The following is a 22,102-nucleotide window of genomic DNA, read 5'->3' as shown; positions in this document are numbered from 1 at the left end:
GGTTATTATCGGGAAATAGATCCCAAGTAGCTTGATAATTAAAGAGGTCGCAGATGACTACTGAAGCACTTAATAAGTCTGACTTAATAGAGCGTATTGCGTTAAAAAATCCGCATTTGGCTGAGCCTTTAGTGGAAGAAGCAGTTAAAATTATGATTGATCAAATGATAGAAGCATTATCAACTGACAATCGTATCGAGATTCGTGGATTTGGTAGTTTTGCATTGCATCACCGTGAACCGCGCGTAGGTCGTAACCCTAAAACTGGTAAATCAGTAGAAGTGGCTGCAAAAGCAGTTCCGCACTTTAAACCAGGCAAGGCACTTCGTGACGCTGTGAACGAGTCTGCACAAAAATAATTGTAAATATTTTGCGGGGTGTTCATGCGTTACGTTCTGGTCATTCTTTTATTGGTACTGTTTGGTTATTCATTAGCTTTGGTTTTGCAAAATGGTACCGAATTGTCAGTGGACTTGTTATTTACTCAAGTTCCCGCAATGCGCCTGGGATTATTACTTCTCCTCACGTTATCTTTAGGTGTCGTTTTGGGCCTGTTATTGGGCGTTCAGATCTTCCGGGTTTTTCAGACGAATTGGGAAATAAAACGACTGCGTAAAGACATTGAACATCTACGTAAGGAACAGTTGAATACAGCCAAGTTAATGGCCGCTGAAGCAGCAGCCCATACCCGGCATGAAAAAACTGTATTAGATATTACCAATGAAAATCAAAGCCCATTATAATGGGCTTATTTTTTGCCTATATGAAGGGGTAATCTCTTGAGTATCATCGTCGCACTAGATGCCAAAAGCCAATTTGATGCCTTAGCCATTGCAGAACAGTTAGATCCTGCCTTGTGTCGACTAAAAGTTGGTAAAGAGTTATTTACCCATGAAGGTCCAATCATTGTCAAAGCACTTCAAGATAAAGGCTTTGATGTATTTCTGGATCTGAAATTTCATGATATTCCAAATACAACAGCACAGGCTGTATGCGCGGCAGCAGATTTGGGTGTGTGGATGGTGAATGTGCATGCATCAGGTGGCCGTAAGATGATGGAAACCTGTGTAGAGCGTTTGCAAGCAGGTAATTATAAGACTCAGTTGATTGCAGTAACTGTATTGACGTCAATGGGCCGTGAAGACTTGAAAGATATTGGTCTGGATATTGAACCAAATGAGCATGTAAAACGTCTGGCACAACTAACAAAAGATAGTGGTCTAGATGGTGTCGTCTGCTCAGCTCAAGAAGCGAAAATGTTGCGTGAAACGATTGGAAAAGACTTTGCATTGGTGACACCCGGCATTCGTCCAGAAGGGTCGAATGCAGATGACCAGAAACGTATTGTGACACCGAAACAGGCAATGATAGATGGCTCAACACATCTGGTAATTGGTCGCCCGATTACTCAGTCTAAAAATATGCGCCAAACCTTAAAAGATATTCTGGCAACGCTTTAATATGGTTTGAATGACAAAAAGCCTTTCAGTCGAAAGGCTTTTTTATATATTGAAAAAATGATTATAAAATAAAAAGGAAAAATGATGACTTCATCTGAACCACAATTAGAAAAAGCATAGAATGACGTGATTCAAAATATTCAACAGGCAGAACAACTTAAGCAACAAGAACAGCAACAACAGCAGGCAAGCTCAGCAGATTGGACAGCGGGGATCGATGTGGTCAGTTTGGCATCTGATGCCATCAGTCTTGCTTCGGATGTTATTGAAACAGTAGGCGATGCCTTAAGTGATATTGATTTAAGTTTTAGTCAGCCCTCCCGGCCTTCTTGCTTGTGCTTCGTTTTAAGATTCTGGTTTAGAGCTTACTCAGGGAGGAGAGGTCCCTCTTTATAAAAAAGGGATTTAGTGAGATTGAGAAAGCGATAAAACAATTAAATCGCTGCCAGTACACTCACCGTGACTGGTGCTAACAGTGACAAAATAAAACCACTGACCATAGCATGTGGAATAAAATCATGCCCGCAAGCCTGTTTAACCATCGGTAAAGTCACATCCATTGCAGTTGCCCCCGCGGCGGAAATGGCGGATCTTGGGTATCTCCAGCCCATACAATACATGAGTAAGATGGCAAAAATTTCTCTAAACAGGTCATTCATTAGCGCGATACTGCCGAGTTCTGCATTTCTGAGTTCTGTTACGACAACACCTGACATTGAGTAAAATCCATAGCCTTGTGACAGCATGATCAAATCTTTTAGACTGATGTCTGTATTCCAGAATGAATAAAGCATGACTGCAAATAATGAACCAAAAATACAACCAATCGGAACTAAGAGAATTTTAAAATTTAACCAGGAACGATCTAAAGGTGAATAAGCCAGATCCAGGCCAATCATGAACATAAATACCAGCAACAAATGCCAGGTGCTGATTTGCACGGATAGATCAAATAGATTCAAGCCCGTATGTAAACAATATCCGCCTGCGAGAGCCAAAAAGGCATAGCTCATGTTCAGTAGGGATTTAAGCACCAGGTCGACGGATACCCGACCGGAACTAGGAGGATAACCTGCCCATTTAAATAGTAGATAGCAAAATGCAAAAGCACCGAGCGAGGTCAGAAAGGCAATGCTGATCGACGTACTCAAAATCTGGAGAGGATGCTGCAATTCATCTACCAATTGTGAAAATTCAAAGGCAATTGCAATCAATAAAACATAGCTAAAATAGGGCAATAGCTTGAAACAGATTTTAATAATCGAAAGCGGAATTTGTTTTGCCATGGCAAAACCGAGTGCTAGACAGAATAGAAGCTGAAAGATAAGCCAAAGCGATTGCATAAATTTAATGGATTGAAAAAATTACCTATAAATTATGCCACCGCTTGATGTCAGATGGTAAAAGCTTTTAGGCGACTTTATTCAATAATCGATAATCTGTGGCATTTGGCATTTGGCATTTGGCATTTGGCATTTGGCTTTTTGGTTTTGAGCCAGTATTTCCAGGTATAAGTTGGCCATAAGGCAAAGTTCTTGCCACCTTCCTGCTGATACCAGTTGACACAGCCAGATTGCCACACGGTCTTTTCAAACATATGTTGCACCTGCTGATTAAATGTATCTTGTGCCTGGTCTTTAACCATAATGGCATCGCTTTGGGATTGATCGACCAGTTGCATCAATTGCAAAATATATTCAACTTGTGCCTCAATCATAAAAATGACAGAATTGTGTGCCAATAGGGTATTTGGCCCCAGTAACTGAAACAGGTTTGGAAAGTCTTTCATGCAAATTCCATAATAGCTTTCAGCGCCTTGTTTCCAGACTTCATTCAGCTCTGCACCATCGAGCCCGGTACATTGAAAATTCTTCATATAGATACGTGGATCGGTAATGAATCCGGTGCCATAAATCAGACAGTCAATCGGCCGCTCTTTTCCATCTTGTGTAATGATACTGTGTTCAGTCAGTTCCTGAATCTTCTCGGTCACCAGTTCTACATTGTGGCGGTTAAACGTCGGGAAGTATTTATTTGAAACCAGAATACGTTTGCAGCCCATGATGTAATCGGGAGTTAGTTTTTTGGCCAATTCAGGGTTTTTGACCTCATATTTAATGAATAGTTCTGCCAGTTTTTGGGTGAATTTCATAATGCCCGGTTTGACAATCGGTACGACACGCGATTCATTTGACCAATATAGGCGGGCACGGTGTAGCTTTCGAAACCAGTCATATTTTTTAAATAGTTTCTTCTCAAGGTCAGGGTAGGCACGTTCATCCCGAGGAATGACCCAAGCCGCAGTACGTTGCATGACATACAGATGTTTGCATTGCGGGGCAATTTCCGGAATATATTGAATGGCACTGCCACCTGTCCCAATCGATGCGACATTTTTGCCAGTCAGATCATAAGCGCGATCCCATTGCGCAGAATGAAAGACTTTGCCTTGGAATTTCTCAATACCTGGAATATGTGGAATCTGCGGAATATGTAAAGGCCCGGAAGCGAAGATAACAAACTGGGCTTCAAGGATACTTTGATCCTGAAGCTGTAATTGCCATAGACAGTGGTCTGCCTGGTAATGTGCTGCTAGTACCTCGGTATTTAAACGGCAAAAAGCACGCAGGTTATAACCGGTCACCAGATCCTGAATATAAGAAAATATCTCGGGTGCTTCCGCATAACGTTTGGACCAATTGCTTTTCGGTGCAAATGACAAGGAATATAAATGTGATTGCACATCACAGGCTGCTCCAGGGTACTGATTGTCCCGCCAGGTTCCGCCAAAATTTCTACCTTTTTCAAGAATAATAAAATCATAAATACCATGCTGTTGTAAACGTAATGCCATGGCGATACCACCGAAACCTGCTCAAATAATGGCAACTTTGGTATGGGGATGGGAACGTGTAGCGGTGGCATGATCTAGCATCAGTACATTCCTTACTTATTTTAATGTTGGATATTTATCGTAATTCGCTCCTTGATGATTAGATAGAAAATTGATCTAATCGGCAATAGCCGACACATTATTTTTATAGTACAACTAGAGCAATCACATTGTATTTGTATGGTTATGAAACGTTCTGTTCTCAGTCTGATGTATTTGATTCAAGGGATGCGTAAGGCTGGCATGGAGGTCGATCAGAAACTGCAAAACATTGGGCTGCGTGTAGATGCCTTTGATCCGAGCTCGGTGATTCACCCCAGTCTGGAACATGATGTGCTTAAGGTGGTCGGACAGGAAATCCCGCCTGAACAGGGATTATTGATTGGCCAGCATTATGCTTTGGCAGGTTATGGTCCCTTACTCATGTTGCTGGTGACCAGTCCTACGGTACGTGATGCACTGAATCAGGTGATCCGTTTTCAGCAGTTGACGCATTTGACCGGTCAGTTGGCCTTGCAGCAAAGCGAGCATCATAGCGCGCTGTGTTATCGAGCCAAGCAGCAGGATGATCATTTGGGAAGGCTGCTGGCACAGGCGGAGATTTCCGGGACGTTTAAGTTTATCCGGGAAATTTACAAATTGATGGGCTTATCCAAACCTGATTTGCGGATCGAGTTGCCATTTGCCTATCCAGAAGATCTGAATACCTTAAAGGTCTACCATGATTATTATGGAACACAGGTACAGTTTGATGCATCTCGGGCAGCATTCTGGTTTGATGATGCGGTTCTGGATATTAAAATTCCCTCTGCGGATGCGGTGACTTTTGCTGTCTATGAAGCCAAATGTCTGGCTGAACTGGAACGTTTGCAACAGGATGAGCAGACGCCGACTGTGGTGCAGCGCGTGCAGGATTATCTGGAAATTCAAAGCGGCCTGATGCCGAGCATGGCTGAAACAGCACAAGCACTGAATATCCCGGAACGAACCTTGCGGCATCAGTTACAGCAGTGTGATACCAGTTATAAGCAGATTCGCGAAGAAATTATTAAAGATAAAGCTTTGCGATTAATTGAATACAAACAGTATTCGATTGAAATGGTTGCAGAATTATTAGGCTATTCCGAGCCGGCCGCTTTTAACCATGCCTTTAAACGCTGGTTTGGGCAAAGTCCTCGGCAATATATAAAATAGCCTAAGTTTGTTTATGCCAAAGTGTTATAGCGTGTTGATTAAACTCCGCTATAATTAAATTGATCCCAAATAGTACGAAATTCTATGTCCGATTTTAATTCACAGCACAGCACCGCTTTTAGTCCGATTTCTCCTGCAGAACGTTATGCGCAAGCGATCTCTTCAGGACAGTTTATGCCTGATGAAGCACAGGCAATGGCAGTACATGAACTGAATCGTGTCTGGCTGGAATTGATTCAGCGTTTTAAGGCATCGAAAAAAGCATTTCGCCGTTTTCGTCGTCAGACGTCTCCCAAAGGCGTCTATATGTGGGGCGGAGTAGGACGTGGCAAAACCTGGCTCATGGATCAGTTTTACGATTCGATTCCATTTCGCCGTAAAACCCGGATGCATTTTCACCATTTTATGCAGCATGTGCATCGTGAGTTAAACAAATTATCCGGACAGCGTAATCCGCTAGATATCGTGGCGGATCGGATTTATAAAGAAGCGGTCATCATCTGTTTTGATGAATTTTTTGTATCCAACGTAACGGATGCGATGATTCTGAGCGATCTGTTCCAGAAGCTATTTGAACGCGGTATTACTTTGGTTGCTACTTCGAATATCGCACCGGACGGTTTATATAAGAACGGCATTCACCGTGACCGTTTTATGCCTACCATCGAACTGGTCAAGAAAAACTGTGTGGTCTTAAATGTCGATGCCGGAGTCGATTACCGTCTACGGGTTCTAAAACAGGCACAACTGTTTAAATTCCCATTAACCCATGATCATAAAAACTGGATTGCTCAACGTTTTAGTGCTTTGACCCAGACTCAGACCTGTTCTGAAGAGCCGATTATTATTAACAACCGTATTGTTGAAACCGTGTCACATACTGAAGATGTGTTGTGGTGCGAGTTTTCTGAACTGTGTTTAAAGCCCCGCAGTCCAGCTGATTTTATTGAAATCGCCAATATTTATAATACGGTTTTGGTGAGTAATGTGCCGCACCTGACCGATTTTCTGAATGATGGAACACGCCGTTTTATTTATCTGGTCGATGAATTTTATGACCGCGGCGTCAAGTTACTCTTAACCTCGGAAGATAATATCGTGGATATTTATCAAGGTGAGAAACTCGCCTTTGAAATTGAACGGACCCGTTCCCGTTTGCTGGAAATGCAGTCGGATGAATACCTGAATTCTGAACATCGCCAGATTGAGAAAATCGCCTCCGTGAACGGAGAGTAAGAATAAAAGCGCTGGTTATTTACTGGCGCTTTTTTTATAAAAATAGGTACTTAAATTATCGACAAGCCTGATCAAACATGGCTTAATCTTGATCTAAATATGATCGTGTATAATTAGAATGCATAATTTTTACTCGAAAATCTGAACTTAAGTCTAATTTCTACATTTCGAAAACTTTATACACTGTCATTAAGGTATTTAGCAGAATGATATCTATTTGCAACTGACAAAGATCAAATATGTTTATGAGGGTATTCATATTGGAAAAAATGCTCAGTATTTAGCAATGTGATAATACTATTCAGCTAGATTTTAATCGGTATACTAGAATCTCTTGTATAAAAAGTAGCAATATCAGGAAAGACAATGACTGCACGTATTCAAAAAGGCAAGTTAGCGATTGCTAAAGAACTTTACGATTTCATCGAAAATGAAGCACTACCAGGTTCTGGTTTAGACAGCGAAACATACTGGAAAAACTTTGAACAAGTCGTTGTTGATCTTAGCCCTAAAAATAAAGCACTTTTGGCTAAGCGTGATGACATTCAGGCGAAAATTGATGAATGGCACCGCAATAACACATTTGAATTACAAGCTTACAAAGCTTTCTTGACTGAAATTGGCTACTTGTTACCAGAAGTAGAAGATTTTCAAATCAGCACTGAAAATGTAGACGAAGAGATTGCAGTACTGGCAGGTCCACAGTTGGTGGTACCGGTACGTAATGCACGTTACTGCCTGAACGCTGCAAACGCACGTTGGGGTTCTTTGTACGATGCACTTTATGGCTTCGATGTCATCTCTGAAGAAGATGGCGCGGAAAAAGGCAAAGGCTATAACCCGAAACGTGGTGAAAAAGTTGTCGCATTTGCAAAGAATTTCCTCGACGAAACTTTCCCATTGGCACAAGGTTCGCATGCAGATGCAACTCAATACGCAGTTGAAGCTAATGCACTGGTTGTTACCCTAAAAGACGGTTCAAAAACAACTGTGGCAGATGCAGCTAAATTCGTTGGCTACAATGGCGAAGCTTCAGCACCGACTGAAATCGTATTTAAAAATAATGGCCTGCACGCTATTGTGCAAATTGATGCCAGCAGCCCGATTGGCCAAACTGATGCCGCTGGTGTAAAAGATGTAGTTCTTGAAGCTGCGGTTACGACCATTCAGGACTTGGAAGACTCGATTGCAGCTGTTGATGCTGAAGAGAAAGTAGAAGGCTACCGTAACTGGTTAGGCCTGATGAAAGGTACTTTAGAAGAGTCTATTGAGAAAAACGGTAAAACTGTTACCCGTAAACTGAATGAAGACCGTACTTTCAAAAATGTAGAAGGTGGTGAAACTAAAGTTCACGGCCGTTCATTGATGTTGCTGCGTAATGTTGGTCATTTAATGACAAACCCTGCGATTCTGGTAGATGGCGCAGAAATCTATGAAGGCATCATGGATGCATTGGTTACGCCATTGTTGTCTTTTGCAGACATCAAAGGTGAAAACACGATCAAGAACTCGCGTCAAGGTTCAATGTATATCGTTAAGCCGAAAATGCATGGTCCTGAAGAAGTGGCATTTGCCGTTGAATTGTTTGAACGTGCCGAACAGGCACTTGGCTTACCTGCAAAAACTTTAAAAATCGGGATCATGGATGAAGAACGCCGTACTTCTGTGAACTTGAAGAACTGTATTGCACAAGCCAAAGATCGTACTATCTTCATCAATACAGGTTTCATGGACCGTACCGGTGATGAAATCCATACCTTTATGGAAGCTGGTCCATTCGTTCGTAAAGGCGAAGTAAAAGGCCAAATCTGGTTCCCGGCTTATGAAAACCGTAACGTGATGATCGGTCTGCAAGCAGGTTTACGTGGCAAAGCACAAATCGGTAAAGGCATGTGGCCAAAGCCAGACATGCTGCTTGACATGTACAAAACCAAAACTGAACATCCTGAAGCGGGTGCGAGCTGTGCATGGGTTCCATCACCTACAGGTGCGGTGATCCACGCGATTCACTATCACCAGATTAATGTTGCAGACCGTCAGCAAGAACTATTGTCGACTCAGCCTTTATCTCTAGATGATTTGTTGACACCGCCATTGGCGAAAGACACTAACTGGTCTGAAGAAGAAAAAACCAAAGAACTCGAAAATAACTGTCAAGGTATCTTGGGTTATGTCGTTCGTTGGGTAGATTTGGGTGTAGGTTGTTCTAAAGTGCCAGACATCAATGATGTCGGTTTAATGGAAGACCGTGCAACTCTACGTATTTCTTCACAACACGTTGCGAACTGGTTGCGTCACGGTATCGTAAGTCGTGAGCAAGTAGAAGAAGTCATGCAACGTATGGCGAAAATTGTGGATGAGCAAAATACCAATGATCCACTGTATACGCCAATGTCTGCTGACTTTGCCAACAATATTGCATTCCAGGCAGCATCTGACCTGATCTTTAAAGGTGGTGAGCAGCCATCAGGTTATACTGAGCCGCTTCTACATGCAGCGCGTTTAAAGTTAAAAGGTTATAAAGGTGATTAATCCTGTCTAGCTTAAAAAGCCTCTTCGGAGGCTTTTTTATTGTCTAATGGTAAGCCGCTGTCGTTCTGACTAGAAATTTTCCAGCCGAACTTTTAAAGTGGGGCAAAGCATGCGAGGAAACAATAAAATGACAACGGTATATCAAAATTTAGACCAGCAGTTTATTCATGGTCAGTGGCAAGCTGGTACTTCAACCAGAACAATAAAAAATATCAACCCCTATACCCAGAGCGAAATTTTTAGCATGGCAGCTGCCAGTTCTGTCGATGTCGACAGTGCTTATACCGCAGCAGAGCAGGCTTTCCAGCAAGGGGGCTTGAAATCCATTGAAGTACGTAAAACAGTGCTGCAAAATTTAATCGCGATCATTCAGCAGCGTCGGGACGAAATCATTGACTGGCTCATTATTGAATCAGGCAGTACGCGCATTAAAGCCGGCGTTGAGGTGGATGCTGCTCTGGGCATCATTCAGGAAAGTCTGGCTTTTCCAGACTGGATCCAAACAGAACAGCTGGAAAGTAAGGATCCGGCACGTAAAAGTATGGTTTTGCGCAAGCCCTTAGGCGTGATTGCTGTCATTAGTCCATGGAACTTTCCATTTCATTTATCCTTACGTTCAGTGGCAACTGCAATTGCCTGTGGTAATACCGTTGTGCTGAAGCCAGCCAGTGATACACCAGTGACTGGCGGCACCTTAATTGGTAAATTATTTGAAGAGGCAGGTTTGCCTGCAGGTGCACTGAATATTGTTGCCGGTGCTGGCAGTGAAATCGGGGATTATTTTGTTGAGCATTCAGTGCCGAAAATGATTTCATTTACCGGCTCCACCGAAGTGGGAAAAAGTGTTGGCAGTAAGGCTCTAGCCAGTTCGAGAATCAAACGTCTGGCACTTGAACTGGGTGGCAATGCACCTTTGGTCATTCTGGATGATGCCGATCTTGATCTTGCGGTTGAACTAACGCTGATGGGGCGTTTTATGCATCAGGGACAAATTTGCATGAGTACTAACCGGGTCATTGTCGATGCCTCTATTCATGATGCTTATGTAGATAAGCTCCTGGATCGGATCAAAATAATTCCGGTGGGTGATCCAAATCTGGAAGATACAGTGATTGGTCCAATCATTAACCAGAGTCAGGTTGAAAAGCATCAACAGATCATTCAAACAGGCAGCGAGCAGGGCGCACAACTGGTCTATGAAGGAGGAATTGAAGGGAATCTGGTCTATCCACATATTTTTATTGATGTCGCGGAAGATTCCGATCTGGCGCAGCAAGAAAGCTTCGGTCCGATTTTACCTATCTTAAAAGCCCGGGATGAAGCGCATGCTTTAAACCTAGCCAATGCGACCGAGTTTGGCTTATCCAGTGCAGTATGTACTTCAAACATCGATCGAGGCACTGCTTTTGCCGCACAACTGGATATTGGTATGACGCATATTAATGGCATTAGTGTAGCAGACCAGTCAAATGCACCCTTTGGCGGCGAAAAAAATTCAGGATTGGGTCGTTTTAATGGCCGCTGGATTTTTGAGGAGTTTACCCGAACACATTGGTTGACTGTACCGAATTCATAACAGGCAATGCGCCTAAAACTATAGAAATACGACAGGCTTCGACTTGGCATCACGCTATAATCTTATGGTCGAATGATTTACATATATGAACCATGTGTGCCAACTTTAAGCCTTTAACCTTAGAACAGTTGCATAACCTGGGATTGCCAGAAATTCCTTTTGAATATCCAGAGGAGGTCTATCCCAATTATGCTACACCACTTTTATTTCATTCCGCTCAAGGACTGGAATGGCGTTCCGTGAATTTTGGACTCATTCCGAAATGGGCAGAAGACAAAACTATAGGCACCAAGACCTATAACGCCAGAAATGAAACCTTACTGCAAAAGCCCACTTTTGCTGAGGCCACTGCCAAATGTCATTTTGGCGTCATTCCGGTATCGGAATTTTATGAGTCCAAATATTTTGACAATAAACCGCAGCGTTGGGGTGTAAGACGTAAAGATGGTCAGGCGACTTTTATTGCAGCTGTGTATGAGATTGCTCGGGTACAAGGGGAAATTGTACGCTCTGCCAGTATGATTACCATGGATGCAATTGACCATCCCATGATGAAGGAGTTTCATGAGCCGGGTAATATCAAACGCTCGGTTATTGTGATTCCACAGCAGCGACTGCAAGAATGGCTAACGCTAAGGCATCCGGATATTCGTAGCTTTGTAGAGGGCTTTCCGGTAGAAGATTTTGAATGCTCACATGTACCAAAAGAAAAAATCAAAAAAGTCAGTCCACAACTGAACTTTTTTGATTTTTAGAAAGCTCTGGCGAATTATTTATTATTATAAAGTATGCGCCAATTCGCCAGCGTCTATTTAAAATAAAAAGTAGGTCTTTAACGAGCTAAATTTTTGAAAATATGACGTAAACTTTCCATGGTTTTTTCAATTTGCAAAGGCGTCAGGCCTTCAAATGACTGTTCCAGTACGACATTGGTCAGATCATTGATCTTATGTGTCATTTGCATGCCTTTGTCAGTCAAAAATACTCGGGTAATCCGTGCGTCATCCTCACATGAATAGGTTTCAACCAGACCTTCGTCTTTTAAGCGGTAGACAATTTTAGTCGTGGTCGACATTTTAGAAACAACCATCTCTGACAAATCAGAAACACTGGCATGCGGTTTGGCTTTTAGTGCAAGAAGGATGCGGCGGCGGGAATTGTCAACACCATACTTTTTTAGTGCATGATCGACATTAACGACGTATTGAGCATGAACCTGAGTTACCCAATAATATGGAAAGTTTTCTAAATTAAATTCTTCCGTACACGGCAAAAATTTTGCATATTTCTTAGTCATGAAATGTTCCTTGTATTTATTTTTCTAGGGCCCTTTCATTTTATGAAAAAGTTTATGCATATTTCAACCTTTATTTTAAAAATGTTAAAGCGCTAACACTTTTAGTTTTGCTTAACATCCCAAGGAGTTGATCAGTTCTGCATGTGAGCCTTATCTGGCGCGGAGACTGTTCTTTAAAATCGGATGAAAGGCGATAATATTTTGTATAAATTTAATTCCTCATTATGTATTTCGTGAGTAGAAATGTTTTCCAAGACTTTTTATTGTTCTTAAGCAGCCTGTCTGAATAGGTTTTAATGCAAATAATTGTATTTCAATAAATTAATCGATTTAAGAAATATAGGGTGATTGAGTGGTTTTAGTCAATATAGTAAATGATTATTTACAGCTATATTTTTAAGTGATTGTTCTTTCAATAAAAAAATAGTTTATGCTCTAATCTTTAAGTGACCTTAAAAGTAATGGTCTAATCAAACTAAATTCTGTTTATTTTTAATTCAATTCGAATAAATGATGTAGAAAAAATTAAAATTAATCAGTTTCAGCATCAATCAGTTGATCATAAAAGTCTCAATAAAATCATGATCATGTAATTTTTTTATAAATTAATACATTACAAAATACTCAGTTTATGCATAATGGAATAGTCTTAAGTTGCATAGGTTTTATTTTAATGGATCCCTCGCCGTGCGTTGATCTTCCATCTCTATTTCTAGCTTACTCGAACGGGGTAATTCTCTAATGGAATTTTTATTAGATCCCGGAATCTGGGTAGGTTTAATTACTCTTATTATTCTTGAAATTGTTTTAGGTATTGATAACCTAGTCTTCATTGCCATTCTGGCTGAAAAACTTCCTCCTGAACAACGCGATAAAGCGCGTGTTGTCGGTTTGTCACTCGCATTATTCATGCGTCTAGGCCTGTTATTTGCCATTGCCTGGTTAGTCACTTTGACACAACCACTAGTTACACTGTTGGACTGGACTTTTTCCGGTCGGGACCTGATCTTATTATTTGGTGGCTTGTTCCTGGTGTATAAGGCCGTTACTGAGTTGCATGAAAAGATTGAAGGCAAACCAGAAGTCACAGTGTCTACCAATGTGGTATATGCAAGTTTCACAGCTGTTGTTGCGCAGATTGTTGTTTTAGATGCTGTTTTCTCTTTAGATTCAGTGATTACCGCCATTGGTATGGTCGACAATATTTATGTCATGATGGCTGCAATGATTGTCGCAATGGGCGTGATGCTACTGGCATCGAAACCATTGACCAACTTTGTGAACCGTCATCCAACCGTGGTGATTCTGTGTTTAAGCTTCCTACTTTTGATTGGTATCAGTCTAATTGCAGAAGGTTTTGGTTTCCATATTCCTAAAGGCTATATCTATTCAGGTATTGGTGTCGCGATCATAATCGAAGCATTTAACCAGTTCGGTCAGCGTAATGCTGCTAAACATGAATCTAAGATTCCTTTGCGTCATCGTACGGCTGACTCGATCCTGAAGTTAATGGGTGGCAAGCTAGAGACGACCGATAATCAAAATAATGAGGCACAAGAAACCTTTGCAGATGAAGAGCGCTATATGATTGGTGGGGTGCTTACCCTTGCAGAGCGTTCAGTCGCTTCGATCATGACGCCGCGCGGTCAGATTTCATGGGTTGATCTAGAAGATAGCCCAGAACAGATCCGTGAAAAAATTCTATCTGTTCCACACAGTCTGTTCCCGGTATGTCGCGGTAGCCTAGATAAGGTGATTAGCGTAGTACGTGCCAAAGAATTATTGGATGTACTGGAAGAGCCGGAAGAATTAAAAGCACTGATTAAACGTCATCGCCCAATTTATATCTTTGAAAAGATGAAAGTTATTGACGCGATTAATACCTTGCGTACTTCTAAAGGTTCTTTGGTCTTGGTGAGTGACGAGTTTGGTAATGTGCAGGGTCTGATTTCACCGCTGGATGTGTTTGAAGCGATTGCCGGTGAATTCCCGGATGCTGATGAACAGCTGGATTTGGTGAGAGTCGATGATACGCACTGGATCGCATCGGGCATGTTAGACCTGTATCAGCTTGAGCTTGAGCTTGGCATGATTGATCTGATTGACGAAGATGCCGGTTATATCAGTGTGGCGGGTTTGATTCTGGATAAAACCAACAGTACGGTTGAAGTTGGCACCGAGTTAAATTATCAGGGTGTACAGTTCAAAGTCACTGAAATTGAAAGCAATCGTATCAAGTCGGTCAGCATTCATTACGCAGTTTAAACAGGTGTTTTAAATACGTTATTTGTTCAAATTCTAAAAGTCAGTTGCTTTAGTGGCAGCTGGCTTTTTTAATGCATTTTCTGAGTTGGGCTCATTAAAAAATTTAGATAGAAATAATGTTAGCTCATTGTTCGAACTGAGTTTTATCAGTCTATTCATACTATCATTCATGTTCTAGATTGAGCTAAATATCCCAGTATTGCACTGAAATTTTAAAGCCGAAAAAGTCAAATCAGCAATCAAAAATAAGCATGATCAGGCTTCAAATATTGATTCATGTAACCTGTTAATCAAAACTTAAAAGTCATATTTAAATACTGACAAAAAATTGAACTACAATTCACATGAACTAGATTTGCATGATGCAAACAGATCTTAAGTAAAATGGAAACCGTTTGTGTGGAAATCGCCAGATAAGTTGCATGAAGCCTACTCAGTTCAGAATAAAACTACTCAAAAATGATCTCCGAAAGAGCTAGACAAAACATTTCTAAGGAGATCAATAGAGCAAATGGGCAGGATCAATCTAAATAGGGGCGTTTATCTATTTAGGAGAACAAACACCCTGTGAAGCGACCAGTAAACTAAATGGATTCTGGCAGAATTTTAAAGTTGGCGTATTTTCGGATTGTTTCAGTATTGAGTTGGTGGATTTCATCCAGAAAGGCGACATTAAAACTGCCTAACTGTTGCGCACGTTCAAATGCCAATTGTCCGGCAATGGCAAAATGTACATGTGCAGTTAATGCAGCAAGCGCTGGAGACGTTACTGCGCTATATGCAGCAATCAGTGCCCCGAGTGCACATCCCATTGCCGTGATTCGGGGCTGTAAAGCAGAACCGCCTGACACCTGTATCACAGGATAGTCTTTCGAAATAATGTAATCGGATTCACCGGAGATCGCGATACATTCACAATGATCCAGCAAACTTCGCGCCTGTAAATAAACATCCGCACTGTCTACTGTGCTGTCTACACCCTTGGACTCGATCTGCTTGCCAGCCAAAGCACCAATTTCAGAAGCATTGCCTCGTAAAATCGTAGGCTGGGAATGCATCAACTGATCTACGACGCCAGAACGCCAGCGCAGAACTGTTCCATAACCGACCGGATCAAGCACCCACGGTTTTTGCAATTGATGTGCAGTTTTCGCAGCAATCTGCATCGCCTGAACCTGCTCGGTAGTTGGTGTACCCAGATTCAGACTGATTGCTGCTGCAATCTTGGCAAAACTTTCAGCTTCAAAAGGATTGTCGATCATGGCCGGAGAAGCATGTGCAGCCAGTACAATATTGGCGACATAGTTGCTGGCCACCGTATTGGTCATGATATGCACCAGGGGTTGCTGTTGCTGAAGTTTCAACCAGGCTTCACAGATCTGGTCCAGAAGTGTTTGCTGTAATGCTTGCATCGAAGTAGTCATCGTGGTCATTTAGAATAGGAGAAAGATTCGTTGTATTCGGTCAGCGGGTAAAATAATGGTCTTGATGCTTGCAGCTACGACAGAACAGGCTGACATAGTCACTGGCATCATAATCCACCGACAGTTCCTGTGAGCCGCAGTGCATACAACGTTTCTGGGAATAAAATTTCAGGCGAGGTTCGATCTTGTGCCACGAACGCCACACCGGCTGAAAGAAGATATTTTCATCATAGCCCAAAAACCGATAAAACAGGATTTCGCTCATCTTGCTGAATGCCAGTTGCGGTGGACGCGGCAGGGTAGAGGTTTCCCATTTTTCTGTAACTGAACGTTCGCGGTACTGCTGCAAGGTTTTTTTCAGCAGATTGGTATTAATAAAGTTTTCATTGCGGGGCTTGAGGGCTTTTTGTTTATATAGATATTCCAGCCCGGTCTGCACCAGATAATAAATCTGACCCACAGCCAGTACATCCAAAAGACGATAGCAAAAGGTCTGAAAGCTCTGATTTCCGGCAATTTGCACATTCCAGCTACGGCAATAGAATTGGGCAAACTGAATGATTTCTTCATATAGCAGGCAATAGAGTGCATCTTTGACTTCATCTGCACTTTTAAAGGGCACACCTTGGCTCAGGTTTTGATAAAACCAGTTGCGCAGCTGCTGGGTGATACTGAACAGGGTCGGTTCAGAATAACCATCCAGTCGCACATTAATATAATAATGCTGATTTTCCTGCTGGAGATCTTTGGGAATCAGAACCTGATCCCTGATTAGGATTTTTACCAGACCATGCTGAAACAGATAGTTGGGACTGATGGAATAATATCGAATTTGATGCCAGTCAATATATTCACGGTGCTGACTATATTCCTGCACCTGTTCATCCAGAACCGAAAGTAAAAACAGCTTATTGATAAAACTGAGCTGATTCAGCTCAAGAACCGGCCGATCCTGTTTTTTATGATATTGACGGTTTTCCTGTAAACGGACTTCCTTGAGCATGCGTTTACGCTGCGCCAGACATTGTTCGCAATAACAATTGTGCTTTTGATCGGAGTAAAGCTGATGCTGGCAATGGCTGCATTCATGATAGCTCAGCTCCTGATCATATTGTTCTGCCTCAATCCAATACATCGATGCCTTACACAATGGGCAGTGAGTACTTTCATCAAGCTGTTTTTGCAGAACACTGAATACCATGGTCGCGAGCAACTCTAGAATGGAAGGGCATTTGATTATACACGGCTGATGAGATGCAAACGTAGTGGACTGGTGCAATTTTTCTAAATCAAAATTAGTCACCCAAACAAGAGAAGAGCTACCGAAGTAGCTCTGATTTTAAAAACATGAAATGACGTTTTTTAAACCGGGCAGGGTAATGTGTCGTCCTCCTCGCCGCGGTGTTTGGCATGAATTAAGGCCTGAACCTTTTTAGAGGGCACTTTTTTGGCACCGAGTGCATCGTAGGTGTTGAGAATGGCAGTCACTTCATGGGCCTGAAGCGGAATGCCTTCACAGCTCATCAACAGGGCAATCACTTTATGGTCAATATTGGCCTGATCCAGGGTCTGCAAAGTTTTGATATTTTCGATCCGTACAACATGCTGTTTTAAATACATGGCTCACCTCATCATCGTTATCATTATTCTTTCATTGGAAGTGTGGAAAAACACAGTTTAACTGTAGCAAGAAGTGTGCTCATTTATTAATCAGAATTTATTCGGTACTCAGCAAATAAAATTATATATTTTTAAATCAGTTATTTATGAAAATGTCAGAAATTATGATCCTGACTATTTTTATGGCACAGATATTTCTTATGTAGAGTCGAGTGCTGCTCAATTAGGCAGAATGCATTGAAAGTGGTGCATGAAATGCCCATATTAGATCTAACAATACAAATGCACAGACAGCGTTTAAAACTTGGCGTATGATTTTGACATGAACAATGTCGAACACGATAAAAGATTAGGACAGGACATGAATATTGCGGCAAACCCGGTGATCGAAGCGGATCAAACCATTTATTTAAAAGACTATCAAAAACCTTCCTTTATTGTTGATTCCATCGACCTGAATATCCAAGTCTATAGTGACCACAGTCTGGTCAGCAGCAAGCTGGAGATGCAGCGCCAAACTGCTGGCGATCTGGTTCTGCTTGGCCGCGATCTAGAGCTGCAATCGATTAAGTTAAATGGTCAAACCCTGAATGCCAGTGACTACCACTTGGATGCTGAACAGCTGGTCATTGCCAATGCACCTGATCAAGTGTTGCTTGAAATTGTGGTTAAAATCCACCCCGAAAGTAATACGATGCTGGAAGGTTTATATCAGGCCAGTTCAGATCTGTTTGTGACCCAAAATGAACCAGAAGGGTTCCGTAAAATTACTTTCTATCCAGACCGTCCAGATGTGTTGTCGGTCTTTACGACGCGTGTCGAAGCAGATAAGAAATATCCGGTTTTGCTTGCAAATGGTAACCTGCTGGAAACCGGTGAAGTCGATGCCAATCGTCACTATGCCGTGTGGCAGGATCCGACCAAGAAACCGAGCTATTTGTTCGCTTGTGTGATTGGTGATCTGGCCGTGATGAAAGATTCTTATGTCACATCGGAAGGCCGCAATGTAGCTCTGGAAATCTATGCAGAAGAAAAAGATATTCCAAAATGCAAGATCGCCATGGAAGCGCTCAAACATTCCATGCGTTGGGATGAGGAGCATTATGGTCTGCCTTATGATCTGGATAACTACATGATTGTGGCGACCAGTGCATTCAACATGGGTGCCATGGAAAATAAAGGTCTGAATATCTTCAATACTTCATGCGTGCTGGCCGATGAAGAGTACACCACTGATGCCGCAATCATGCGAGTGCAGTCAGTCATTGCACATGAATATTTCCATAACTGGACTGGTAACCGGATTACCTGTCGTGACTGGTTCCAGTTATGTTTGAAAGAAGGCTTGACTGTATTCCGTGACCAGTCTTTCTCGGAAGATTTACAGTCGGCTGCGGTACAACGTATTGATGATGTAGCAGTTCTCAAAGCGCATCAGTTCCCGGAAGATTCAGGGCCGCTGTCGCATCCACCGCGTCCGGATCATTTTGTAGAAATTAACAACTTCTATACTGCCACTGTTTATGAAAAAGGTGCGGAAATTAACCGCATGATGGCGACCTTGCTTGGCAAGGAAAAATTCCGTCAGGGAACCGATGAATATTTCCGCCGTCATGATGGTCAGGCGGTAACAGTTGAGGATTGGGTGGCCGCGCTTACAGCAGGTTCAGGTGTGGATCTTTCAAACTTCCTGACCTGGTACAACCAGCCAGGTACGCCTAAATTGCAAGTAAAAGCTGAGTACGATGTTGAGACCCAAATCTATCGTCTTCACTTCAAGCAAAGCCTGAAACCGCATGCCAAATACCCGAATCTGAAAGCAGTTCCAATTCCAGTGGCTTTGGCATTGTTTGATGCTGAAAGCGGTGAGCAGCTAACGCTGAACTCTGAGGCACTCTTTGAAAATGGCGTCAAAGATGGCGTGTATCTGTTTGATCAGGATGAAGCCACGATCGAATTTAGCGGTGTGACAGCAAAACCGGTGGTGTCCTTGCTGCGTAATTTCTCTGCACCGGTGAATCTGGACTTTGACTATTCAGAAAAAGAACTGGCTTTCCTGTTGCAATACGAGACCAATGGTTTTAACCAGTGGCAAGCAACTCAGACCTTACTCGAGCGTATCTTGCTGGATGACCAGCCTGCAGAAATTTATATCGAGGCTATGCTCAATACCTTGCCGGATGTGATTGAGAAAGATCCGCTGTTGGCATCACGTCTGTTTGATGTACCGTCGGAAGGTTATTTAGGTAGCCGTATTGATCAGGATTATAATCCGGTCATGATTCAGGAAAAGCGTGAGGCTTTGCTACATACTCTGGCACGTGCTTTTGGAGAAACAGCGAAAGAAACTTATCTTAATCTGGATCCTGATCTGCAATCTGAATTCTCACAAGCGATGGGTGTGCGTGCTTTAAGAAATATTATGCTGACGATGATGGCTCGTCAGGGAGATGCATTTGCCTTTGATTTAGCCTATGAGCAATATCACACGGGGAATATGTCTGAACGTTTGGGTGCGCTGAAAGTCTTGGTCTGGAATGATGCACCACAAGCAGAAGAAGCTTTGGCAGATTTCTATAGCCGCTTTGAAGATGAAGCCTTGTCTTTAGACCAATGGTTTATGGTTCAGGCAGCACATCCAAAAGCAACGGATGCAACGATTGCGTATCTGACCCAGCATCCGGATTATGATCTGGCTGTGCCTAACCGTATCCGTGCAGTGAGCGGGGGGCTGAATGCTAATCCGGTCAATACCTGGAGCTTTGGCGTGCAGCATTTTATTGGACTGGCAAAATATCTGGACGAGAAAAATCCGATTGTAGGCTCACGTTTGCTACAGGTATTGTCACGCTGGTATACCTTGGCAGAACCGCAACGCAGTGAAGTGAAAGCACAGCTTGAAACCTTAAAGCCACTGGTTAAATCTAAAAATGTGTCTGAGACACTCAATAGTATGCTCAGCGTATAACATCAATATTCATAAAAAACCGGATCGACCTGATCCGGTTTTTTATTTCCTGTTTATTTCAAATGCTGGCTTTAAATACAGTTGAATTTCTCTAAAGGCCTAGGTAAGTACCAAAGGGTGTTACAGTATGATTATACGGAAAAGAGTATTTGTTTATTAAGCTGTAAGCTAGGTAAAGGGATCTACAGATTCGCTTACTAGAGGTTGTCCAAGATATGTTAGTGAAAATTGAAGATGGTTTTTATTTAAATAGCCAGCATATTATTGCCGTACATGTCAGCAAGAATCCTGAAAATGGCTTACTTGAAATCTCCATTCAATATACGCCGCATTCCATTCAGCAGGTCGGAGAATACAAAAAAGTATTTCAAAGCCAGCTTGATGCTGAAATTTTCTTAAGTGAGTTAAATCAAAAACTTCGCTAAAAGCCTGCATCATACAGGCTTTGATCAAGCATCTTATTGTCTGACGATGAGTACTGGAATAGAGGAAAGTGCCAGAACATTTTGAGCGACACTGCCCAGCATGAGTTTTTGCAGACCCTTACGACCATGTGAACCCATAATGATCATATCGGTCGGGGATTCATTTGCAGCCTGCATAATGCCTTCTGACGGTGCCATGCCATGCAGGATTTTTGTCGTCACCTGGATGCCATCACGAACAAAGTTCAGTTTCAGTTCATTTAAACGATCCAGCGCATTTTGTTCTGCATGCATAAAATAGTCTGTGACTGCAGGAGCAACTTTGTAAAAATCTACGCCCTTAAAGGGATCCACCGCAATCACACTGAGTAAAGTGACATGGCTATGAAATACTTTGGCCAGTTCCAGGGCATGATCTGCGGCAGCATAGGAAATCGAGGACTCATCGAGTGCTACGAGAAGATGATCATAGTTATTCATGGTGCTTCCTCATATTTATTATTGCAGTAAAGGGGGAGTGTGGTTTAAGCGAGTAAATCTCCACAGCATGTTTTGTTAGACTTCCAAATGTAAAAGTAGCAAGTACTGCGCATCTTGAAGATGCGCAGCATCAGGATTATTTTTTCACGATCAGTACGGGAATTTCACTCGCACCCAATACATCTTGTGCAAAGCTGCCCAGAATCATTTTCTGGAAGCCTTTACGGCCATGAGAACCCATGACGATCAGGTCGGCTTTCACCTCACCCGCGGTTTCAGCAATATGTTCTGCATTGACTAAACCTGTGACAATGCGGGATTGCGCTTCAATACCTTCACCGGCTGCGATGGCAGTGGCTTCTTTCAAGGCCTTTTTGGCATTGGCATGTGCCTCGATAAAATATTCCTTCATGATAGAGGAGCTGTAATAGAAATCAGCCTCGGTAAAAGGATCTTCTGCGATCAGGCTGATCAGGGAAAGCTGACTACCGAATGCCTTGGCAATTTTGGCAGCATGTCGTACTGCAGAAAAGGAAATTTCTGAACCGTCCACTGGGACTAAAATATGTTGATAAGCCATGGCTTTTCTCCGCAGGTTGTCTGATTTTTAGGCTTGGTTTATTGATAGCACAGTGCTGTGGCGGGTGCAATTGCAAAAAAGCGGTAAAATTGAAAAAACTCATTAAATTACAAATATTTTTCATGTAAAAGTGATAAAAAAAACAGAGTAAA

At 42.3% G+C, this 22,102-nt stretch carries 19 protein-coding genes and 1 pseudogene; 12 read left to right on the top strand and 8 right to left on the bottom strand.

Annotated elements, in window-relative coordinates; translation table 11 throughout:
* Nucleotides 1-53: 53 nt before the first annotated feature.
* From NI469_RS00800 to NI469_RS00785, 4 genes are all read left to right on the top strand, one after another.
* The gene (locus NI469_RS00800; RefSeq protein WP_004278853.1) at nt 54-359 is read left to right on the top strand and encodes an integration host factor subunit beta; all 306 of its coding nucleotides are present in this window, start codon (nt 54-56) and stop codon (nt 357-359) included.
* 24 nt (nt 360-383) lie between these two features.
* Nucleotides 384-743, top strand: a complete 360-nt coding sequence (locus NI469_RS00795; RefSeq protein ID WP_004278852.1) for a lipopolysaccharide assembly protein LapA domain-containing protein — start codon at nt 384-386, stop codon at nt 741-743.
* Between the two features lie 36 nt (nt 744-779).
* On the top strand, nt 780-1,460 hold the full coding sequence (gene pyrF, locus NI469_RS00790) for an orotidine-5'-phosphate decarboxylase (RefSeq protein WP_005263339.1): 681 nt from the start codon (nt 780-782) through the stop codon (nt 1,458-1,460).
* Nucleotides 1,461-1,586: 126 nt separating this feature from the next.
* On the top strand, nt 1,587-1,856 hold the full coding sequence (locus NI469_RS00785) for a hypothetical protein (RefSeq protein WP_253174232.1): 270 nt from the start codon (nt 1,587-1,589) through the stop codon (nt 1,854-1,856).
* Nucleotides 1,857-1,894: 38 nt separating this feature from the next.
* On the opposite strand, the gene NI469_RS00780 is transcribed toward NI469_RS00785, so the two are convergent.
* Together NI469_RS00780 and NI469_RS00775 are read right to left on the bottom strand one after the other, a co-directional pair.
* Nucleotides 1,895-2,803: a LysO family transporter gene (locus NI469_RS00780; RefSeq protein ID WP_253174231.1), complete on the bottom strand. Its 909-nt coding sequence runs from the start codon at nt 2,801-2,803 to the stop codon at nt 1,895-1,897.
* 67 nt (nt 2,804-2,870) lie between these two features.
* A pseudogene (locus NI469_RS00775) lies at nt 2,871-4,320 on the bottom strand (flavin-containing monooxygenase).
* A 219-nt stretch (nt 4,321-4,539) separates the two neighbouring features.
* On the opposite strand from NI469_RS00775, the gene NI469_RS00770 reads away from it, so the two are divergent.
* From NI469_RS00770 to NI469_RS00750, 5 genes are all read left to right on the top strand, one after another.
* The gene (locus tag NI469_RS00770; protein WP_253100637.1) at nt 4,540-5,547 is read left to right on the top strand and encodes a helix-turn-helix domain-containing protein; all 1,008 of its coding nucleotides are present in this window, start codon (nt 4,540-4,542) and stop codon (nt 5,545-5,547) included.
* Nucleotides 5,548-5,631: 84 nt separating this feature from the next.
* Entirely contained in the window at nt 5,632-6,783 is a 1,152-nt protein-coding gene (gene zapE, locus NI469_RS00765) for a cell division protein ZapE (protein WP_005252217.1), read from the top strand.
* A 366-nt stretch (nt 6,784-7,149) separates the two neighbouring features.
* A complete protein-coding gene (locus NI469_RS00760; protein ID WP_253100634.1) occupies nt 7,150-9,315 on the top strand; it encodes a malate synthase G in 2,166 nt (721 codons plus the stop codon).
* A 127-nt stretch (nt 9,316-9,442) separates the two neighbouring features.
* Nucleotides 9,443-10,891, top strand: a complete 1,449-nt coding sequence (locus NI469_RS00755; protein WP_253100631.1) for an aldehyde dehydrogenase family protein — start codon at nt 9,443-9,445, stop codon at nt 10,889-10,891.
* Nucleotides 10,892-10,983: 92 nt separating this feature from the next.
* Nucleotides 10,984-11,646: an SOS response-associated peptidase family protein gene (locus NI469_RS00750; protein ID WP_005247305.1), complete on the top strand. Its 663-nt coding sequence runs from the start codon at nt 10,984-10,986 to the stop codon at nt 11,644-11,646.
* A gap of 77 nt (nt 11,647-11,723) precedes the next feature.
* Here the strand turns inward: NI469_RS00750 and NI469_RS00745 are convergent, their stop codons facing one another.
* Entirely contained in the window at nt 11,724-12,188 is a 465-nt protein-coding gene (locus tag NI469_RS00745) for a MarR family winged helix-turn-helix transcriptional regulator (RefSeq protein WP_004278843.1), read from the bottom strand.
* Between the two features lie 741 nt (nt 12,189-12,929).
* Here NI469_RS00745 and NI469_RS00740 point away from each other — a divergent pair.
* Complete coding sequence (locus tag NI469_RS00740; protein ID WP_253174230.1) at nt 12,930-14,453, top strand: TerC family protein; 1,524 nt, start codon at nt 12,930-12,932, stop codon at nt 14,451-14,453.
* 584 nt (nt 14,454-15,037) lie between these two features.
* Here the strand turns inward: NI469_RS00740 and thiM are convergent.
* From thiM to NI469_RS00725, 3 genes are all read right to left on the bottom strand, one after another.
* Nucleotides 15,038-15,886 (bottom strand): hydroxyethylthiazole kinase, encoded by an 849-nt coding sequence (gene thiM, locus NI469_RS00735; protein WP_082180536.1) that lies wholly within the window; start codon nt 15,884-15,886, stop codon nt 15,038-15,040.
* Nucleotides 15,887-15,917: 31 nt separating this feature from the next.
* Nucleotides 15,918-17,078, bottom strand: a complete 1,161-nt coding sequence (locus tag NI469_RS00730; RefSeq protein ID WP_004278840.1) for a hypothetical protein — start codon at nt 17,076-17,078, stop codon at nt 15,918-15,920.
* A 161-nt stretch (nt 17,079-17,239) separates the two neighbouring features.
* Nucleotides 17,240-17,497 carry a hypothetical protein gene (locus NI469_RS00725; protein ID WP_004278839.1) on the bottom strand — a complete coding sequence of 86 codons (258 nt, stop codon included), beginning with the start codon at nt 17,495-17,497 and terminating at the stop codon, nt 17,240-17,242.
* Nucleotides 17,498-17,858: 361 nt separating this feature from the next.
* Here NI469_RS00725 and pepN point away from each other — a divergent pair, with 361 nt between their 5' ends.
* Nucleotides 17,859-20,465: an aminopeptidase N gene (pepN, locus tag NI469_RS00720; RefSeq protein WP_004731462.1), complete on the top strand. Its 2,607-nt coding sequence runs from the start codon at nt 17,859-17,861 to the stop codon at nt 20,463-20,465.
* A gap of 215 nt (nt 20,466-20,680) precedes the next feature.
* Nucleotides 20,681-20,890 carry a hypothetical protein gene (locus NI469_RS00715; protein WP_004278836.1) on the top strand — a complete coding sequence of 70 codons (210 nt, stop codon included), beginning with the start codon at nt 20,681-20,683 and terminating at the stop codon, nt 20,888-20,890.
* A 33-nt stretch (nt 20,891-20,923) separates the two neighbouring features.
* On the opposite strand, the gene NI469_RS00710 is transcribed toward NI469_RS00715, so the two are convergent.
* Together NI469_RS00710 and NI469_RS00705 are read right to left on the bottom strand one after the other, a co-directional pair.
* Nucleotides 20,924-21,370, bottom strand: a complete 447-nt coding sequence (locus NI469_RS00710) for a universal stress protein (RefSeq protein WP_004278835.1) — start codon at nt 21,368-21,370, stop codon at nt 20,924-20,926.
* Between the two features lie 136 nt (nt 21,371-21,506).
* Entirely contained in the window at nt 21,507-21,950 is a 444-nt protein-coding gene (locus NI469_RS00705; RefSeq protein WP_004278834.1) for a universal stress protein, read from the bottom strand.
* Between the last annotated feature and the right edge of the window lie 152 nt (nt 21,951-22,102).

Source organism: Acinetobacter lwoffii, assembly GCF_024129735.1.
Classification (GTDB): Bacteria; Pseudomonadota; Gammaproteobacteria; order Pseudomonadales; family Moraxellaceae; genus Acinetobacter; species Acinetobacter lwoffii_H.
This window is presented reverse-complemented; position numbering and strand designations above follow the sequence as displayed.

What these genes read in the sequence shown, in the direction of transcription:
- NI469_RS00800 (WP_004278853.1), top strand. Translation starts at nt 54, where the DNA reads ATGACTACTGAAGCACTTAATAAGTCTGACTTAATAGAGCGTATTGCG.
- NI469_RS00795 (WP_004278852.1), top strand. Translation starts at nt 384, where the DNA reads ATGCGTTACGTTCTGGTCATTCTTTTATTGGTACTGTTTGGTTATTCA.
- NI469_RS00780 (WP_253174231.1), bottom strand. Translation starts at nt 2,803, where the DNA reads ATGCAATCGCTTTGGCTTATCTTTCAGCTTCTATTCTGTCTAGCACTC.
- NI469_RS00770 (WP_253100637.1), top strand. Translation starts at nt 4,540, where the DNA reads ATGAAACGTTCTGTTCTCAGTCTGATGTATTTGATTCAAGGGATGCGT.
- zapE (WP_005252217.1), top strand. Translation starts at nt 5,632, where the DNA reads ATGTCCGATTTTAATTCACAGCACAGCACCGCTTTTAGTCCGATTTCT.
- NI469_RS00760 (WP_253100634.1), top strand. Translation starts at nt 7,150, where the DNA reads ATGACTGCACGTATTCAAAAAGGCAAGTTAGCGATTGCTAAAGAACTT.
- NI469_RS00755 (WP_253100631.1), top strand. Translation starts at nt 9,443, where the DNA reads ATGACAACGGTATATCAAAATTTAGACCAGCAGTTTATTCATGGTCAG.
- NI469_RS00750 (WP_005247305.1), top strand. Translation starts at nt 10,984, where the DNA reads ATGTGTGCCAACTTTAAGCCTTTAACCTTAGAACAGTTGCATAACCTG.
- NI469_RS00745 (WP_004278843.1), bottom strand. Translation starts at nt 12,188, where the DNA reads ATGACTAAGAAATATGCAAAATTTTTGCCGTGTACGGAAGAATTTAAT.
- NI469_RS00740 (WP_253174230.1), top strand. Translation starts at nt 12,930, where the DNA reads ATGGAATTTTTATTAGATCCCGGAATCTGGGTAGGTTTAATTACTCTT.
- thiM (WP_082180536.1), bottom strand. Translation starts at nt 15,886, where the DNA reads ATGACCACGATGACTACTTCGATGCAAGCATTACAGCAAACACTTCTG.
- NI469_RS00730 (WP_004278840.1), bottom strand. Translation starts at nt 17,078, where the DNA reads ATGGTATTCAGTGTTCTGCAAAAACAGCTTGATGAAAGTACTCACTGC.
- NI469_RS00725 (WP_004278839.1), bottom strand. Translation starts at nt 17,497, where the DNA reads ATGTATTTAAAACAGCATGTTGTACGGATCGAAAATATCAAAACTTTG.
- pepN (WP_004731462.1), top strand. Translation starts at nt 17,859, where the DNA reads ATGAATATTGCGGCAAACCCGGTGATCGAAGCGGATCAAACCATTTAT.
- NI469_RS00715 (WP_004278836.1), top strand. Translation starts at nt 20,681, where the DNA reads ATGTTAGTGAAAATTGAAGATGGTTTTTATTTAAATAGCCAGCATATT.
- NI469_RS00710 (WP_004278835.1), bottom strand. Translation starts at nt 21,370, where the DNA reads ATGAATAACTATGATCATCTTCTCGTAGCACTCGATGAGTCCTCGATT.
- NI469_RS00705 (WP_004278834.1), bottom strand. Translation starts at nt 21,950, where the DNA reads ATGGCTTATCAACATATTTTAGTCCCAGTGGACGGTTCAGAAATTTCC.